Annotated in this window: 14 protein-coding genes and 1 pseudogene; 1 reads left to right on the forward strand and 14 read right to left on the reverse strand. The window is 53.6% G+C overall.

Annotated elements, in window-relative coordinates; translation table 11 throughout:
* Positions 1-89: 89 nt before the first annotated feature.
* Genes SE16_RS05100 through SE16_RS05115 form a run of 4 tightly spaced genes read right to left on the reverse strand, consistent with a single transcriptional unit; the run spans position 90 to position 3,893 of the window.
* Positions 90-1,331, reverse strand: a complete 1,242-nt coding sequence (locus SE16_RS05100) for a protein kinase domain-containing protein (protein WP_054493508.1) — start codon at positions 1,329-1,331, stop codon at positions 90-92.
* Positions 1,331-1,987, reverse strand: a complete 657-nt coding sequence (locus tag SE16_RS05105) for a uracil-DNA glycosylase (protein WP_054493509.1) — start codon at positions 1,985-1,987, stop codon at positions 1,331-1,333. The genes SE16_RS05100 and SE16_RS05105 overlap by 1 nt, the downstream gene beginning before the upstream one ends.
* Complete coding sequence (locus tag SE16_RS05110) at positions 1,984-3,333, reverse strand: M23 family metallopeptidase (RefSeq protein WP_060687313.1); 1,350 nt, start codon at positions 3,331-3,333, stop codon at positions 1,984-1,986. The genes SE16_RS05105 and SE16_RS05110 overlap by 4 nt, the downstream gene beginning before the upstream one ends.
* 8 nt (positions 3,334-3,341) lie before the next feature.
* The gene (locus SE16_RS05115) at positions 3,342-3,893 is read right to left on the reverse strand and encodes an SH3 domain-containing protein (RefSeq protein WP_054493510.1); all 552 of its coding nucleotides are present in this window, start codon (positions 3,891-3,893) and stop codon (positions 3,342-3,344) included.
* Between the two features lie 271 nt (positions 3,894-4,164).
* Here SE16_RS05115 and SE16_RS05120 point away from each other — a divergent pair, with 271 nt between their 5' ends.
* Entirely contained in the window at positions 4,165-5,604 is a 1,440-nt protein-coding gene (locus SE16_RS05120; protein WP_054493511.1) for a DUF3536 domain-containing protein, read from the forward strand.
* Between the two features lie 67 nt (positions 5,605-5,671).
* Here SE16_RS05120 and hpf read toward each other — a convergent pair whose 3' ends face one another.
* From hpf to SE16_RS05165, 10 genes and pseudogenes are all read right to left on the reverse strand, one after another.
* Positions 5,672-6,241, reverse strand: coding sequence for a ribosome hibernation-promoting factor, HPF/YfiA family (gene hpf, locus SE16_RS05125; RefSeq protein ID WP_054493512.1), 570 nt, complete (start codon positions 6,239-6,241; stop codon positions 5,672-5,674).
* 115 nt (positions 6,242-6,356) lie between these two features.
* A complete protein-coding gene (locus SE16_RS15335; protein ID WP_161804512.1) occupies positions 6,357-6,881 on the reverse strand; it encodes a ComF family protein in 525 nt (174 codons plus the stop codon).
* A 15-nt stretch (positions 6,882-6,896) separates the two neighbouring features.
* Positions 6,897-7,064, reverse strand: a pseudogene (locus SE16_RS16695) (double zinc ribbon domain-containing protein); the annotation flags it as partial.
* Between the two features lie 32 nt (positions 7,065-7,096).
* Complete coding sequence (locus tag SE16_RS05135; RefSeq protein WP_082374326.1) at positions 7,097-7,459, reverse strand: DUF192 domain-containing protein; 363 nt, start codon at positions 7,457-7,459, stop codon at positions 7,097-7,099.
* Positions 7,459-8,391 (reverse strand): type II secretion system F family protein, encoded by a 933-nt coding sequence (locus tag SE16_RS05140; RefSeq protein ID WP_054493514.1) that lies wholly within the window; start codon positions 8,389-8,391, stop codon positions 7,459-7,461. The genes SE16_RS05135 and SE16_RS05140 overlap by 1 nt, the downstream gene beginning before the upstream one ends.
* Positions 8,392-8,399: 8 nt before the next feature.
* Positions 8,400-9,359: a type II secretion system F family protein gene (locus SE16_RS05145; RefSeq protein ID WP_054493515.1), complete on the reverse strand. Its 960-nt coding sequence runs from the start codon at positions 9,357-9,359 to the stop codon at positions 8,400-8,402.
* A gap of 20 nt (positions 9,360-9,379) precedes the next feature.
* Positions 9,380-10,759 (reverse strand): CpaF family protein, encoded by a 1,380-nt coding sequence (locus SE16_RS05150; RefSeq protein ID WP_054493516.1) that lies wholly within the window; start codon positions 10,757-10,759, stop codon positions 9,380-9,382.
* Positions 10,760-10,775: 16 nt separating this feature from the next.
* Positions 10,776-12,110, reverse strand: a complete 1,335-nt coding sequence (locus SE16_RS05155) for a response regulator (protein ID WP_054493517.1) — start codon at positions 12,108-12,110, stop codon at positions 10,776-10,778.
* A 69-nt stretch (positions 12,111-12,179) separates the two neighbouring features.
* Positions 12,180-12,995 (reverse strand): Flp pilus assembly protein CpaB, encoded by an 816-nt coding sequence (gene cpaB, locus SE16_RS05160; RefSeq protein ID WP_054493518.1) that lies wholly within the window; start codon positions 12,993-12,995, stop codon positions 12,180-12,182.
* A gap of 80 nt (positions 12,996-13,075) precedes the next feature.
* Entirely contained in the window at positions 13,076-17,107 is a 4,032-nt protein-coding gene (locus SE16_RS05165; protein WP_082381974.1) for a DUF7507 domain-containing protein, read from the reverse strand.
* Positions 17,108-17,124 lie beyond the last annotated feature (17 nt).

Genomic DNA, 17,124 nt, shown 5'->3' on the forward strand with positions numbered 1-17,124 from the left:
AGACAAGATGACATTCTTCACACAAGCGCCATGCACAAAAAGAACGCACCTCTGGTGCGTTCCAGTGCCCGCTGAGTGCGTAGGGGGCATCACTCCGGCGGGGGACCCAAACTGACAATCAAATCGACGGCTGTCCCGGCGAGCACCTGCACATCAGCACGCGGGTTCTGCTCGATGACCAGCCCGGCGGGCACAGCCGCATCATAGGCATAGCGCACCAGACCGCGCTGCAAGCCGGCGGCTTCCAGCGTTGCTGTGGCATCATCCAGCGACAAGCCAAACAGGTCAGGGGTTGTGACAATGGCGGGCGCTTCCACCGTCTCAGCCGCCGGTGTGCTTACCGCCGGCGAGGCTGGTGCCGACGCGCCGTTGTTTCCTTGCGAAACCTGCCAGACAAACGCCACCAACATCACAAGCAGGAGCGCACTCAACACCCCCATTGAAAACATCGTTTCAGGCGAAGAAGAAGCGCGCACAGGCGCCGCCTGTGCTTCAGCCCCCATTGAATGCGCCACTTCATAGACACGATCGTGCAAGGCGAGCGGCAAAGTGCGCGCCAACACACGCGCTGTTGGCGGGCGCATGTACGGGTTGGGGCTCAAACAACGCAGAATGAGCGTTTCCAGCGTCTCGGAAAGCAGTGGGTTATACCGTGAGGGGGGTGTCGGGTAGAGCCGCGAGGTATCGTTGGGCGCAAAGGGTGAGTGCTGTGTGAGCATTTCATACAGGATGACGCCCAACGAATACACATCCGCCGCGGTTGTGAAGGGCGCTGACGGGTTTTCAAGACGCTCCGGCGCCAAATAGGGGTGAACATCCGGAACATCGTAGCCTACCGCCAGCATGTCGGAAAGTTCCCATGCCGCAAATGTCACATGCAGATGGTTGTGCGGCTCTTCGAGAATGTAAATCGTCGCCGGCGTCAACGCCCCATGCGCCACGCCCGCAGCATGGACGGGGGCGAGCGCTTCAACAATCGCCGTTCCCACGGTAACCGTCATCTCTGGTTCGCCCAAGTGGGCTTCCGCCATCCACTGGCTGAGCGAAATCCCCGCCGGCGGGTATTCAACCTGGTAGAGCGTGCCATCTTCGGTCGCGCCAAAATCAAGCAACGTGGGAAGCGTAGGAAGCGCCAATTCGCGTAAACGCCACAAGCGGTCATACCAGCGGTCGTAGAAAGCGCTTGACTGATTCAGTTCCGGCAAGAAGCGTTTGATCCAGACAATGCGGTCATGTTCGACATCCACGCCCTCGAAGAGGTCATACCCCGGGCGACGGTCAATCAACCGCACAACGCGAAAACGAGGGGTTGGTTGCCATTCAACGCTCATCACTCCGCTCCTGCATCGGTGGTTTCGGTGTGGATGGGTGCCAGTAAGCCAGCCCGTTCGGCAGCGGCGCGCACATCGGCGCGAAATTCAGCCAAAAGGCGCTCGGCTTCATCAGGGCGCATGCCCTGCATTCGTAAAATGTAGGAAGGGTGGTAGGTCACCAGGGCGGGAATGCCAAACGGTGTTTCCAACCATTTGCCGCGAATATCACGCATACGCACTGCACTGCGCCCTAACACGGCTTTCGCCGCCGTCCCCCCCAACAGCAAGAGGGCTTTGGGGCGAATCAGGCGCACTTCACGCTCGAAAAAGGGCCAGGACGCCTGTCGCTCGGCGGCATTGGGGGGGCGTGTGCGCAACGAACGCCCCTGACGGCGCGTCGGCCAGACTTTGACGACATTGCTAATCCAGACATCGCGGGAACGGTCTAACCCCAATTCGGTCAACACACGTTCCAGCAACTGCCCGCTCTTGCCCACAAACGGGCGTCCTTCGCGGTCTTCCTGGGGACCTGGGGCTTCTCCAACCAGCATCAACGGCGCATCGGGATTGCCTTCACCAAAAACAACCTGCGTTTGGTCGGGCGTCAACAGGGTAGAAAGTGCGGCTTCGGTTTCACGCCGCAAGGCTTCAAGCGCAGCCTGTTTTTCGCTCATGGGTTGTTCTCCCGCGGCGGAGCCTGCAAGCGCACAAAACCGACCCCACCGTCTTCGATGGTGACAATCTGCATGACCACACTTCCCCCTATGTCGGCAAACACGCGCCACGTGCCCGCCGGAATATCGCCGATGAGCAGGTTTTCCTGCCACTCGTCATCAGGCGGTGTCTCGTCGCTGGCGTAGGTGTATTCGTAGAAAGCGACACGGTCTTCATCAATCGGCAACACCGTCACCAGCGCCTCGCGCGCCGGTTCACCATCGGCGGTGAGCACCTGCCCCACCAGCACACCATGCCCCGGCAACGGCTTCAACCAGAGTTGGGGGTTGCGCACCGCATCGTAGAAGTTTTGCCCCACGCGCACTTCCAGATGCAAGTGTGGACCAAGCGCAATGCCGCTTGCGCCGACCGTCCCCAACAGGTCGCCCGTTTGCACACGCTGACCTGTTTGCACGGCAATCTCGTTCATATGCCCAAAGAGCACATAGACCGGCTGCCCCTTCCACTGGCGGTCAAGTTGCATCACAACCACATTGCCGTAGAAGTGCGTTGTGGGTCCCACAGCAATGGTGTCATCGCTCCCGGCGAACACAACCGTGCCATCCGCTGGCGCGAGAATGGGCGTTCCCAACGGGTTGACGAATTCCACGCCATGATGGGGCGCGTATTGCCCTTCACCCGTCGAACCATACGGGTAAAACCGCGCCACTGTGTTTGTCGCCGACGCCGGAATAGGCCGCTCAAGCCAAAAGTGAAGTGTGGCTTGCGGGGTTGGGATGGGTGTTGGCGTCGGCGGGGGTGGTGTTGGTGTGGGTGTTGGTGTGGCTGTGGTGATATCAAAGGCAAGTGTCGCCCCCCCTTCCACGCGCAACGTATGCGTGCCGGGCGCAATATCGGGGGGAAGGGCAAGGCTGGCGGTGCAAGCGCCGGCATAGCAGGAAAGCACGCCAACCTCTTGCTCGTCAAGCCAGAGGGGGAACTCCACAAACGCCGCACCGTCGCCATGCTCACCGGTCGGCAAGCCGCCACGCCCCACAACGGTGAGCGTACTGCCGCGCGTCGCCGGCTGTGGGCGCACACGCACAAGTTCGGGGAAGGTGAAGGCGGGCGTGGGCGTGAGTGTCGGCGCCGGTGTTGGTGTGGTGGAAGCATCGGGGGTTGGGGTAGGCTCGGCTTCAGCCGGAAGCGCTTCTTCACCGGTGGTACTGGCGTGCGCGTTCAACGCCGACGCCGTGGCCAAGCCACGCGAGCGTGCAGAGGTAGCGGCGGCGGCTGTAAACAGCATCAACAGCAAAAGCAAGCCCACCCCTATTCCGATAAGTGTGTCAATCGAGCGACGCGACATTGTTCATCCTATGGCAACACGGGTTTGATATACTCTTCGACCACCCACCCCTGCACCTGGCTATCCACTTTCTGCACCTTCCACCACACAAACCCATCAACCTCTTGAGGTCCATCCACAATCACAAGCCGTGTTCCTTCCGGCAACAATTCGACAATGGCAAACGTGACGCCGGGTCCCTCGCGCATGTTCAACCCTAAGCCGTCGGTATTGACAACTTCAACCGTCACGCCAATGCCAACAGTCGTCGGTACAGCGGGCGTCTGGGTCGGTTCAGGCGCCACAGTTATCGTGGGCAAGGCGGTTGGCGACGGTCCCGGTGTAAAGGTTGCCAATGCGGCGGTCGCTACCACGTTCCCAGGTGAAGTTGTACCGGGGAGCGTTGTCTCCGGCTCACGACGGCAACTCAGCGCCACCAACACCACGACAAGCACGAGCCCCAAGACAAGCATGGAAAGCAAGGTACGCAAACGCACGCTTGTTATGTCAACACCACGTCCTCGACGGGTGCGCTTTGACGATGGCTCAAATTCCGAGCGTGGGTCAAATGTGCCGGGCATAGGTCACCTGTCTGCTCGTTTCTTTTTCGCTCCTGCAAGCGGACTCTGATTATAAGAAGGTTCGCGCGAATGGCAACGCTTTCACTTTGACGCCGCCACGCGCAAGACATGTATTTTTTCCTTTTGCGTTGCCTCTATGAGCATACATGACAAAACGTTTCACAATCTCACCCTTCTTTCTCATTGACGAACGAGCATTTGTCGCATACGATGAGCATGCATTTATTTGCCAGGCTTATCAAATCAGGTACATTGCAAAAGAGGCTTTTCAATGATGAAAAACGCTGCGCTTTGTATTCACGGTCATTTTTATCAACCCCCTCGGCACGACCCAATCACGGGAGAAATTCCCAAAGAGCCGGGGGCTGAACCCTATCACAACTGGAATGAGCGCATTCATGCGGAATGCTACGAACCGAATGCACGCTTGGGCAATTTTCAGCGCATCAGTTTCAACATTGGCCCCACCCTCTTCGCCTGGATGGAAACGTACGACCCCGCTACGGTGCGCGCCATCATCGAACAAGACCGCGCCAATGTTGCCCAGTTTGGCGTAGGCAACGCGATCGCGCAAGCCTACAACCACACCATTTTGCCCCTCGCCGCCTACATGGACAAAGTCACTCAGGTGCGCTGGGGGATTGCTGAATTTGAGCATCGCTTCGGGCGCAAACCGGAGGGCATGTGGCTGCCTGAAACAGCGGTGGACACGGAAACCTTATGCGTGCTTGCCGACCATGGCATCACGTTTACCATTCTGGCGCCCTGGCAGGCACAAGACCCACACCTGGACACAGGACGCGCGTATCGCGTTCCCTTGCCCCACGGGCGCAGTATCAACGTCTTTTTCTACCACCCGTCGCTGAGCAGTACCATCAGTTTTGACCCCACAGCGACCGCCAATGCGGACGAGTTCTTTGCCACACGCCTGCGCCCTTTGCTCGAACAGCCCATGCCAGATGGTGAACCACGCCTTGTGCTGCTCGCCTCAGATGGCGAACTGTACGGGCACCATCAACCCTTCCGCGATTACTTCTTGCAATACCTGTTGACCACAACAGCCCCGTGCAATGGGGTTGACGTCACATTCCCCGCTCGTTGGCTACGTGAGCACCCTGCTCGCGCCATCATGCACATTCGCGACAACACCTCATGGAGTTGCCACCACGGTGTCTTGCGATGGTCGGGCATGTGCCCATGCACACCTGACGGCGGCGCGTGGAAAGAGGCGTTTCGTGATGCGATGAACCGCATTGGCGCTATGCTGGATGGCGTGTACGTCGAACATGTGCAACCGTACATTTCCAACGTGTGGGAATTGCGTCATCGCTACATCGAAGTCATTTTGGGGCACCGTTCGGCTGAAGACCTGATTTGGGAAATGGCGGGCAAGCGTCTCGATGCAGAAATCACCCAGGCCATCGCTCTGCTGCTGAAATCACAGCACGCGCGCCAACAAATGTTCACCTCATGCGGTTGGTTCTTCGAGGACTTTGACCGCATTGAACCCAAAAACAACGTTGCGTACGCGACCCAAGCGGTGTGGTTCGCCCAACAAGCCACACATCGCACCCTTGCACCAACCGCCGCGGCACGATTGCGTGCGGTGCAAAGTCGTCGCACGGGTTTACGCGGCGATACCATCTTCTGGCAATATTGGGCGCAGTGGCAACATCTCGCCGCAGCATACGCATTCGCACACCGGGGGTAGCACCCAGGTATCGCAGCAAATCAAAAAGCGGGGGCGCGTGCCCCCGCTTTGTTCGTCCGGGCTTCAACTAGACAAGTTCGGGAATAATCAAGCCGTAGGTACCATCGCGGCGACGATAGACCACGTTCACCTGCCCTTCATCGGGGTTGTAGAAGATGAAGAAGTTATGCCCCAACAATTCCATCTGCTCGATGGCTTCTTCGGGCGTCATGGGCCCCATGGCGAAACGCTTGACGCGCACCAACTTCAACGGCGCCTCACCGGCGTCTTCCAGTTCTTGCAAATCAGCCAGGCGTTCGTTCATCGCGGCTTCCACCTTGTGCTGGTGGCGTGCGCGCGCGACACGTTTCCCTTTGTACTTCTCAATCTGGCGGTGCATCTTATCCATGACCATGTCAATGGCCGAATACAAATCAGCCGAGCGCTCCTCGCCACGGAGCACCGCCCCACGCCCGTCAAACAGGGTCACCTCCACAACATTGCGTTTGGTGGCATCTTTCGTATGCTCGTGGCGCAATTCCACAACAGCCTCGGTCGCTTCCGGCAGGTATCGTTCGAGCTTGCCAATCTTCTTCGACAGATACTCCTCTACGCGGTCGTTCACTTCGATACCGTTGCCGATGACTCGAATGTCCATAGCGCCTCCTCTCCTTTGAGTCCACTACCGGCTCGATTGCCAGTAGTGCGCAAATCGTACCATGCGGGCAAGTCAGCGTCAAGCGACAAAATACGTTCACACGTGATGACCTCTCTCACTTTGTGGAAGGGGGTAAACTGCGGCTCAGCACCACGCCCACAACCATTGCAGCGCCACACGCGCGAAACACCTCAGCACATGCGCTCATTGTCGCGCCTGTGGTGCACACATCATCAACCAGAAGCACACGCCGCCCTTCAAGGGAGAGGGCTGTATCCCCCGCAATTGCGAATGCGCCAGCCACATTGCGCAACCGCTCCCGACGTGAAAGTCCCACCTGCGGCGGGGTTTCTCGTGTGCGTGTCAACGCTTCCACAGAAGGCGCGCCAATTTCACGCGCCACAACGTGCGCCAGCAACGCCGCCTGGTTATAGCCGCGTTCCGCCAAGCGCCGCGGGGGAATTGGCACAGGCACCACAAGGTCAGGCTGAAAGCCAAGCGCCGTCACCCGAAACGCCATCAAGACACCCAGCGGCTCCGCCACATCCCGCTGGCGGCGATATTTCAGGGCGTGTACGGCGCGGCGAGCGTTGCCCGTGTGAGGTCCCACCACTAACAGATGGTCAAGCGCAGGCGGCAAAGCGCACGTGTGGCGAGGAGTCAACGATTCATCACACCGTGGACAACGCGGCTCAGCGAAAAAATGCCACTGAGAGAGGCAGTTGGGACAAAGGGGTGTTCCAATTGTGCGACAAACAGCGCATGCAGGCGGAAACAACAAGTCGAGGAGTGTCGCCACTACACGTTGCAAGTGCGCAATCATGGGTTCTATTCCATTGGTGAGGGTGTTTGTTGTTACTGTTCGATTTCCTGAAGTGAGAGGCTATCGCCAACGTGTGTATTGGTGCGCGCAATCGTGCCCGGAGGAAGTTCAAGCACCGCATATGCGCCGCGATGCACGGGGCCAACACGCCACGGTGGAACAGAGGGGTACGCGCTCAACACACGCCAGTCGGTATCGAGAAAGAGCACATCTATGGGGAACCGCATGAAAAACGTGTGAATAGACCAATCAGGCACAAGCAACAAACCATCTTCCGGCACCAAGGAGCGCCGAAACATCAACCCACGCAATCGAGAACCAAATGAATCGGCGCGGCGAGCACGGTGGCAGAGCACCGTTTGCCGCGCCGTATTTTCAATACGCAAGTACGCCATCAAAGCGCCCCTAAAGCGTCCATAATGCGAGGGATCGCCGGTCCGAGCAACACGATAAAAATGGCGGGGAAAATGAGGAACACCAGCGGGAAGAGCATCTTGATGGAAGCCTGTTGCGCTTGTTCTTCCGCACGCTGGCGACGACGGATACGCATTTGTTCGCTTTGTGTACGCAACACCTTGGCAATGGAAACACCGAGCTGGTCAGCCTGGATAACCGCAGCCACAAACCCGCGAATTTCATCCACCTGCGTCCGTTCCGCCAAGTCACGCAACGCTTCACGGCGTGTTTTGCCCAAACGAATTTCGGTAATAACGCGGTTGAACTCCTTGGCAAGTTCGTTGTCGCCCCACTTCTCAGCGACCTTTGACATCGCCTGGTCAAACCCCAAACCGGCTTCAACGCTAATCGTCATCAAGTCCAAAGCGTCCGGCAATGTTTTGAGAATCTGTTTGCGGCGATCCTGAATCTTGCGGTTGATCCAAATACCCGGCAGCAAGAACCCCAACAAGGCAAAACCGGCGGAAAAGCCAATCACGCGCAGGAAAGAGGCGCCACTCAAAAACAGCAAAATACCGGGCAAAGCCCCAAGCACAATGGCCGCCAGCCCGCGAACGCCTAAAAAGTCGGCGGGCGTCCAATTGTTAGGATTACCAGCGGCTTCAAGGAGGGCACGTTGGTTTTCAAGAACTTGTTGGGGGGTAAAGCGCGAAATGGCTTGCGCCATAGAACGAATTAATGGGCGCAAAACACGCTCGGTAAAAGGCTCTTCTAATTCTAATTCCTGCAAAGAAGAGACCTGGCGCGTCCCATACCGCGCAATGCGCTCACTGACATCTTCTGTTTCAGGCTGCAAAGCGCCCGAAAGGCCTAATACAAGCAAGAAAATGCTTGCCCCCGTCAATAAAGCTGCCAACAGTGGGATGAGCATAAGCCCTCCTACACCTCAATCGCGATAATCTTGCGAATGGCAAAATTCCCTGCGATGATGAGGAAGATTGCCGTCACAAGCATAATCCAACCACACGTTGTTGTGTACAGCAGCGAGACATATTCGCGGTTGACCATAAACATGAACAAAAAGAGCGCGACCGGCACAAAGGTCAACACCCAGCCGGCCAACCGCTGTTGCGATGTTAACACCCGGATTTCGCCTTGAATACGCACACGTTCGCGGATCGTATAGGCTAAAATATCCAGAATCTCCGCCAGGTTCCCACCAACCTCTTTTTGAACATTGATAGCGGTAATCATCATGTCAAGGTCATCACTAGGAACACGTTCAAGCAAGTTTTTCAGCGCCTGCTCTTCCGTCAGTCCCAATCCCACTTCACGAATCACAACGCGAAACTCAGCGCCAATAGGGTCGGGCATTTCACGTGAAAGAACTTCCATACTTTGCAACAAGCTATACCCAGCACGAAGCGAGTTTGCCAACAACCCAATGGCATCCGGCAGCATCTGGTTGAACTTGTTGAGACGGCGCTGTTGGCGCATACGCAACCAAATGCGCGGCAGGAAAATCCCGACAATAGCAGACCCCACCGCCAGAACGATATTCCGGAACAACAGCCATCCCACCAATCCCATCAGAAGGACAACGAGAAAGTTGAAGGTAAACCATTCACGCGGCGTTAATTTCAAATCAGCGCGTGCTAACTCAACCAAGAGACCACTACGGCGCGCTTGTTCTTCAGCTAATTCATCAAGAAAACTACCGCCAGAATCTGACTCGTCGTCAATGATATCGAGGAACTCGAACTGCCCACTTTCGCGGTGTGCATATCGCTGCAAACGATCGTCGACAATTTCGGCAGGGGCGCTCAATACTTGCGCTAACCCGATAAAGAGAAGCAAAATACTGAGCCCGACAAGCCCCGCAGCCACCAACGGTGTCATGGTTTCCTCTCCTGTCCGTTTTAGCGCCGCACACCAAAGATTTGCGGCGGCAAGTGAATATCATGCTCTTCCAAGCGGTCCATGAAGCGCGGGATAATGCCGGTCGGTCGCAGACGCCCAATAATGCGACCGTTTTCGTAACCCGTCTGCTGGAAGACGAAAATATCCTGCATGACGATGACGTCACCTTCCATGCCTTGCACTTCCGAAATATGCGTAATTTTACGCGTCCCATCGCGGAAGCGCTCCTGGTGCACCACCAGGTCCACGGCACTGGCAATCTGTTCACGGATAGCGCGCAAGGGCAAATCCATACCCGCCATCAAAGACATCGTTTCCATACGTGCAAGTGTGTCACGTGGGCTGTTAGAGTGCAATGTCGTCATTGACCCTTCGTGACCTGTGTTCATCGCCTGCAACATGTCCAATGTTTCACCGCCACGACATTCCCCGACGACGATACGGTCAGGGCGCATACGCAACGAGTTGATAACAAGGTCGCGAATGGTGACTTCACCACGGCCTTCAATGTTCGGGGGGCGGCTTTCGAGCGTCACCACATGTTCCTGGTGCAGTTGCAATTCAGCTGCGTTTTCAATGGTGATAATACGCTCGCCTTCAGGAATAAAACTTGAGAGGACGTTGAGCAAGGTTGTTTTACCAGACCCCGTACCACCACTAATGACAATGTTCAAACGCGCCTGAACACACGCCTTCAAAAATTCCATCGCCTCTTTCGTACAGCTGCCAAAACGAATGAGGTCCTCAGCAGTCAAACGATTGCGGCTGAACTTACGAATCGTAATGGTGGGGCCATTCAGTGCAAGGGGAGGAATGATAATATTGACACGGCTCCCATCCGGTAAACGTGCGTCCACATACGGCTGGCTTTCATCTACGCGGCGTCCAATAGGTGAAACGATGCGGTCAATGATGCGCATGACGTGTTCATCGCTATCAAACTGTATAGGGACTTTTTCAATTTTCCCTGCACGTTCAACATAGATATGGTTCGGACCATTGACCATGATTTCCGAAATAGAATCATCTTGCAAAAGAGGTTCTAGAGGACCATATCCCAAAATTTCGGCGATAATCGCTTCAAAAAGCGAGTTGCGTTGCGCACGAGTCAATACCATGCCGCTTTCATTGAGATACTCTTCAAACATATTGCGGATGGTATTGCGCACTTCATCCTTTTTAGAAAGGTCAATCTTGGGATCAAGTTCCGCAATAAGTTTTGATTGAATCTCGCTTTTCAGCTCTACAAATGAATCACGCGCAGCCGGTGCCAACGGTTGACGGCGCAAACGCGCTTCCGGTGTCCCAGGGGATGTAGGCTTTGAGGTAGGTTTTTTCCCCTTATCATCTTTACCTTCTAATCGCCGCAAGAGACTCATCACACCCTCCCTTTACTTATGAACGGCCAAATAACTTACCAAAGAGAGAACCATCTTTTCCCTTCTTAGGCGCTTGTCGCGTCTGGCTGGCCGGTTTCTCCAAATGCTCATCAACAGATTCCGCTTCTCTTGCGGAAACTTTTTCATGAAAGCGTTTTGCCAACCCCAATACACCTTGAGCAATGGGCGTTCGTTGCTGGTTGAGAACAAAAGGAATGCCTTTGTTCAGTGCGTCAACCGCCACGCGCTCATCTGCCTCAATAACCGCTAACAAGGCATGGCGAATACTTGCCTGAATGGCTTCTGGTTTGATGCCGCTTCGTACATCATACCGGTTCAAAACCAGCTCAATTTTCGACTCGTCATACCCCAACTGTTCACCCAATTCAAAGAAGTTTTTGGTATTGCGAATGGCGGGAATTTCCGTTGTCATGACCAACAAAATTTTATCAGCATGATCAAGGATCGTCAGTACAGGTTCATGAAATGAAGTCCGCGTATTGACCAAGACATAATCATATTCTGAGCGCAGCAGTTCGAACAACTTAACAAAGACATCAGGCGTTACAAGCTCGGCATCAACTGGTGTCAATGGTGCCAGTAAGACTTTTACACCTGATGAATGTGTCACAGAAATATCATGAAGAAATTGTGTGTCAGCATCGTCAATGGATTCCGCCAAATCCCGGAGGGTTCGCGTCACTTCGAGGTTGAGGAAAACGCTCACATCACCAAATTGCAGGTCGGCATCGACAAGCGCAACCCGCGCCGAGGGATTTTGCTGCTGAAGGGCAAGAGCCATATTGACGGCTAACGTGGTGGCACCGACACCGCCCTTTGCCCCAAACACGGCCGTAATTGTTGCGCCACGCGTTGCCGTCGTTGCTTCTCCCCGAGCAGCAGGCGCCTGCCCTACGCCACGCTCAGCCCCGAGAGAAGGAGCGACAGGCGCTTCAACCTGAGGAGGACGCATTTGCTGCGCTAAAGCATACACACGCCGAATGCTCGCACTCAGCTCGTCACTGGTAAAGGGCTTAATAAGATACTCACGCGCACCGGCTAGCATCGAGCGCCGCAGATAATCGGCATCGCTTTGCACGCTCATCATGATAACCTGAGTGCCGGGCACTTCACGTGCCAAAGCCTCAACGGTTGCAATGCCATCCATGCCCGGCATATTGATGTCCATAAGAACAATATCAGGACGTAAGCGGCGGGCTTCCTGGATGGCTTCTTCTCCACTTGCAGCCGTCCCCACGACTTCGATATCGTTTTCGAAGAAGAGAAGTTTTTTGAGATTCTCGCGGGTATCTGCGCTGTCATCAACAATAAGCAAGCGGATTGTACTCACGGCGCCTCCCTTTCATGCGCGGATGAAGTATTTTAGCACCGAAGAGCCTCCATCAAAAAGGCTCACATGTTATTGCGTCGGCTCAACAAAAACAGAATCAAGCAATGCCTGGTCAAGACCGTAGTTGGTCAAAATATAGCGCATCGTGACCGGCTCTACCTGATAAACAGCCTCATCACCGGCAGGACGTAACACAAAGACCGGCGTCATATACTGGCGGATATATGTCAAGATCGCAGCTTGCTGGCGATCAACCAGCATGGTGTACATGTTGCCGGCGGCCTCACTATCTTCCGCCGTCCATGGACTCGTGCGCAAAATTTCAATGTTTTGCAGGGTAAATGCAGTCATGTTCACAGAAGTACGACTCAAATTAGGCGGCAATGTCCCACCTAAATCCTGAATAGAAGCTGAGAAAGAAACAATGATATCAACAGTATCCCCAGGGCGAATAGCGCCAGCCACACTCGAAATTTCATCAACAGGGAACGCCATGGCAACTTTTCCTTCTTCAATGAGGAAGGAAACATCCGAACGTTGTGCCGCAGTCGTTCCTAACTCTTCTGCAGCAGCTTCTTTATCCACAACCATATCACGAACAATCGGTTGACCTTGGTAAATATCAGTTGTTGCCAATTTGTTGGCGACCTCAGCCGTGTCGGTCAAAGCACCTGTTGGAATCAACTCAACAGGCCATTCACGTACCGTAATGGCATCCGGCGGAATAACACTCCGAGCAGGCACGGGTTGAATAGCGACAACGACTGGGCGCGTCTCAACAGGCGCAGCCTCTTCACCTGACGAAGACGCCAAGAGGAAAAAAACAAGCCCTGCTGAAATAACAGCCATTATCAAACCCAGCAAGACGAGGATTCGTCCACGCATGTTATTCACCTCGCATGTTCAAGTTGTTGTGTATATCGAGCATACCGTTTCTCATCATCTCTGGCAAATCATCTACCAGATCATCGGAAGATGGCTGGCAAATAAACATTACAATCTGGCGGACAAACAACAGCATTCGTCTCAATCAACAAGCCACCGGGCAATACACCTGTACCGCCATCCGGGTTACGCACATAAACATCCCAGGCGCCCCCCAATTGTCCCTGTAAATCAAAGGTTGCTGTAATTTGTGAGCCTGTGAGCGACGAAATAACCCCATCAATACGTGAAACACCTTTCTGCACCCAAACAGTTGCACCGTCTGCAAAATTATTTCCACTAATTGTGATGCTTTGTCCATCCTGTGCTGGAACACGCGCCGGTGAAACAGAAATCACCTCTGGACTGGGTGCAATAGCATCGGTGACGGTGATAACCAAGGGTCCCACAATGTTATTTGTCTCCGGCCATTCAGGAAGTGGCCAACCATCAGAAGGGTCTCCATCTCCATCATCTGTATTTACTTGCGCATAAATGTAGTACGTGCCGGAGGTTGTAAAAGAGGTTAAAGATCCCCCAGTAGTGGTATCACTCGAGAGTTTTACTGAACCATTTTGCAATGAAGCCCCGTTGACATACCAATATGTATCAACATTCGAGAGAGCCATACGATCCGGCGGTGTTGGTTGTGGGAACACATATAAATCAGCCCAAATGCCCCATGTCGTCGGGTCAGGCAACTGATCAACACGTGGCATCCCCGTCATATGGGCATCGAAATGAATAACGACCGTTTCATTTGTGCGCAACACAGTCCGTGAAGCCACCAAATTCGACGCCCAAAAATCGCCTGCGACGGGCACAAACACCGGCGCACCAGAGGCCGTATGGCCATGTGCATCTTTGATGCTATAAGATGTATTTGCGATACCACCGCCTGAAACGTCGTCAACATGCACAGTGTACGAAACAACACCGCTGCCACCAAGGCCTGCAAGGTCAGTGGGCCACGTCCACGACAGCACATCCCCCACCAACACAGCACCATACGGCTGCAACAATGTTGTGTTCAAAGGTAATCGGTCAGTTACAACAATGCCTGTGGCGTCCATATCGCCCGTGTTCGTAAAAGCAAGTGTGAATGTAATCACATCACCAGGTTGCACCCCACTGGACGGTTGGGCGCGTTTGGAAATGTGCAAAACAGGTCGGCTGGTAAGTGTCAATACAGATTCGTTCGACATCAAATCCTTTGTGGATAAGGTGCGTGCTTGCGCTGTATTTGTAATGACCGTTGTACCAGCCGGCAACGGTCGATCAACCCGCACACGGAACGACACTTCACCACTCTGACCAATCGGCACCGAACCGATATTCCAACGCAACTCTGGCAGATTTGTATCATCAGCCCCGGGGCCGCTAATGGAACCTGTGACATAGGTTGTAAGCGCTGGCACAGTATCCGTGAGCACAACCTCGGTCAAATCGACGTTGCCTGTGTTGGTATAGACAATACGATACACAACTTCATCGCCAGCTTTCGCTACCGCGGGAAGCGCCTCTTTGCGGATATCCAACTGCACAGTTGTTGTAATCGTATTGAAGACCGCATTGCTGAATTTAGGTAAACTATCGGTACTGCTAATCACGGCAGAGTTGAAAATATCATCCCCCGAAAAAGCTTCTACGTCTGTATTCACCTGAACTTTGAAAGTAAACGTCCCCCCACTGTGAGGTGGAATCTCGCCAATCATCCAGCGCAATACAGGCGGTGTACGATTCGTATCATATTGGAACGTAAACCCGGCCGGATGCGTTTCAGACCCCACAATGTAGGTCGTATTTGTAGGCACAGCGTCTTCAACAATCACATTACGTGCCGGCAAATTGCTTGTATTTGAAATATTCAAAGTGTATTGAATCTCTTGCCCAGGTACCACCAATCCTTGAGGGGTATTCAGTTTCGTAAAATCGAAACGCACCACTTCCAGGTCATTCAAAATCTGCATCTGATTGTTGCCTGGATCGGCATCCGGGCCGGGATACCCAATCTGGACTGTATTCGTGATGACCGGTCGTTCATTTTGCAATGGTAACGCTTCAATGACATCCGTCACCCGCAAAGTGAAGGTAATCGTGTTCGTTATACCTGGAGACACTTGCCCCAGGTCAGCTGTATAAATGCGGTCACCTGTCTGTGTGGTTCCAGCAAAAACAAATGGGTGAGAAGCTTCTACAAAATCAACATAGGACGGGAATGTCTCCGTCAAGACGGCATTAGAAGCAATAGAATCAAACGCTGATGCACGGTTGCCATACTGGATGCTATACGTTATCAAACTTCCCCGCGAGATAAAGCCGGTATTCAAACTGGTTTTTGAAACCCACAAATCAGGCGGAGGGACTTCATACACCAACTGCACCCGCTGGACAGCAGGCGTTGTCTTCGTAAATGTCGTCCCCATACGGATGCGATATTGGAAAAACTGCCCACTCGTCCCAGCCGGGAATTGAATGGAATCAGTGTAGATACCATCAGGCAGACGTACCGTCTGCGTATATGTGCTATGGAAGGGACCGACCCATGGCGCCTTCAGAAGATTACTTAGAGAGCCACTTGCCGTGCGATACTCAATCGTAACGGTAACAGGCGTTGTCGTCAGATCAAGTGTGGGGCTGATGAAAGTGGTCCAACGCAGTTCACGCAATGTACGGTTTGAAAAAAGCACAATCGGGCGCGAAACAAACTCACCATACGGCGCATATTGTGAAGCCGCCCCACTCATTGAACCATAGCTGATATCGTTCATTCCATCTGAAGCCAATCCACCACTCGCGCCACCAATCACATAAATCCAGCCACGACTTGAAATCACCGCATCATGCAAAAAGCGCGCAGGATCGAGCGCTTTGGTTTCAAACCAAAAGTCAACACCACCATCGGGACGTGCAATGCCCGTCGTCACCTTGTCAGAAGCGTTTGTCAGACTCGTTCCAGAGGCACCACCAATTACCAAAAATTGCCCATTGTATTCCACCGCCGCCGCATAGCGACGATGTTCTGGCAGAGGTTGTGTAGGAATCCACCCACCAGGAATGGTATCAGTCGGTACTAACGGAGCAGCATAGTAGACATTACTCGATGTATCACTCCCCCCCATGTTGTAAATACGCCCTTCATAGGCCACTGCTGTGCTTCCAAATACTTTTTCCGGCAAATTTTCAGAAAGCCGCACCCATTCTGAAATCGTACCATCAGCCTGGGGATGCGCCGCGAAGACACATGTTGAACCATCTAAAATACCAGGCTGCCCTCCAATGACATAAATGGTATCACTCATCACAACAGCAGATATCCGTGCGCGGCCAGTTTCTCCACTCTGGATTTCATCACACAGACCAATCGCACTGGAAATTGGCAATGAGGCTGTTGGCGAAAATGCACTCAATGAACCATTTTGTGGATCAATAGAAGCAAAAAATACCGTATCGGTAACAACGAAATTCTGATCAATGCCGCCAATTACATATAAGTAGTTATTCCAAATTACAGATTGATGCCCATATAAAGATGACGGAAGGGTGGATGGTAACAGTTCCCACGCCCCGGGAATATCAGGCGTATCTGGCACATTGCTCGTAATAATCGTTGTATGGTAAATGGTATTTTGTGCCAATCCACCTACACGACCACCAATCACATAAAGATGCTCTGTGCCTTGGGCATCCTTGAAAATCTCAACCGTATGCTCTTTGATATCCGGCAAACCTTGCGGATTTGGCATCGTGTACCAATCGCCAGCCAAGCCAATCGCCAGCAACGTAATCTCGCCATTGCCGTCTCCCACAGGAGCAGAACGACGCGAAACCCCCGTTAAATATCCTCGCCCCTGGAAAAAGTCCTGCTCACTATCATCCTCAACAATAGCAAGCAGCGGATCAACATTCGTTGAAGTTGGGGTATGAGCAAAATGAAAAGTGGGAATATTACGCGCACTGGCAGTATATGGCCAGAACAACCCCAGACTTGCCAAGAAGCCAAAAGCCAATGTTACCAAAAAACTAACTAACAAAAAGAGAATGCGTCGAGGAACACGAGCAAACAGTTGCATAAATCACTCCTTCCTCA

Origin of the sequence: Ardenticatena maritima (genome assembly GCF_001306175.1) — a bacterium.
In the GTDB taxonomy this organism is placed as follows: Bacteria; Chloroflexota; Anaerolineae; order Ardenticatenales; family Ardenticatenaceae; genus Ardenticatena; species Ardenticatena maritima.

Excerpts from the sequence above, each read along its gene's own strand:
- SE16_RS05100 (WP_054493508.1), bottom strand. The coding sequence starts at position 1,331 with ATGAGCGTTGAATGGCAACCAACCCCTCGTTTTCGCGTTGTGCGGTTG.
- SE16_RS05145 (WP_054493515.1), bottom strand. The coding sequence starts at position 9,359 with ATGACACCGTTGGTGGCTGCGGGGCTTGTCGGGCTCAGTATTTTGCTT.
- SE16_RS05105 (WP_054493509.1), bottom strand. The coding sequence starts at position 1,987 with ATGAGCGAAAAACAGGCTGCGCTTGAAGCCTTGCGGCGTGAAACCGAA.
- SE16_RS05110 (WP_060687313.1), bottom strand. The coding sequence starts at position 3,333 with ATGTCGCGTCGCTCGATTGACACACTTATCGGAATAGGGGTGGGCTTG.
- SE16_RS05140 (WP_054493514.1), bottom strand. The coding sequence starts at position 8,391 with ATGCTCATCCCACTGTTGGCAGCTTTATTGACGGGGGCAAGCATTTTC.
- SE16_RS05115 (WP_054493510.1), bottom strand. The coding sequence starts at position 3,893 with ATGCCCGGCACATTTGACCCACGCTCGGAATTTGAGCCATCGTCAAAG.
- SE16_RS05135 (WP_082374326.1), bottom strand. The coding sequence starts at position 7,459 with ATGGCGTACTTGCGTATTGAAAATACGGCGCGGCAAACGGTGCTCTGC.
- hpf (WP_054493512.1), bottom strand. The coding sequence starts at position 6,241 with ATGGACATTCGAGTCATCGGCAACGGTATCGAAGTGAACGACCGCGTA.
- SE16_RS05150 (WP_054493516.1), bottom strand. The coding sequence starts at position 10,759 with ATGAGTCTCTTGCGGCGATTAGAAGGTAAAGATGATAAGGGGAAAAAA.
- SE16_RS05165 (WP_082381974.1), bottom strand. The coding sequence starts at position 17,107 with ATGCAACTGTTTGCTCGTGTTCCTCGACGCATTCTCTTTTTGTTAGTT.
- cpaB (WP_054493518.1), bottom strand. The coding sequence starts at position 12,995 with ATGCGTGGACGAATCCTCGTCTTGCTGGGTTTGATAATGGCTGTTATT.
- SE16_RS05120 (WP_054493511.1), top strand. The coding sequence starts at position 4,165 with ATGATGAAAAACGCTGCGCTTTGTATTCACGGTCATTTTTATCAACCC.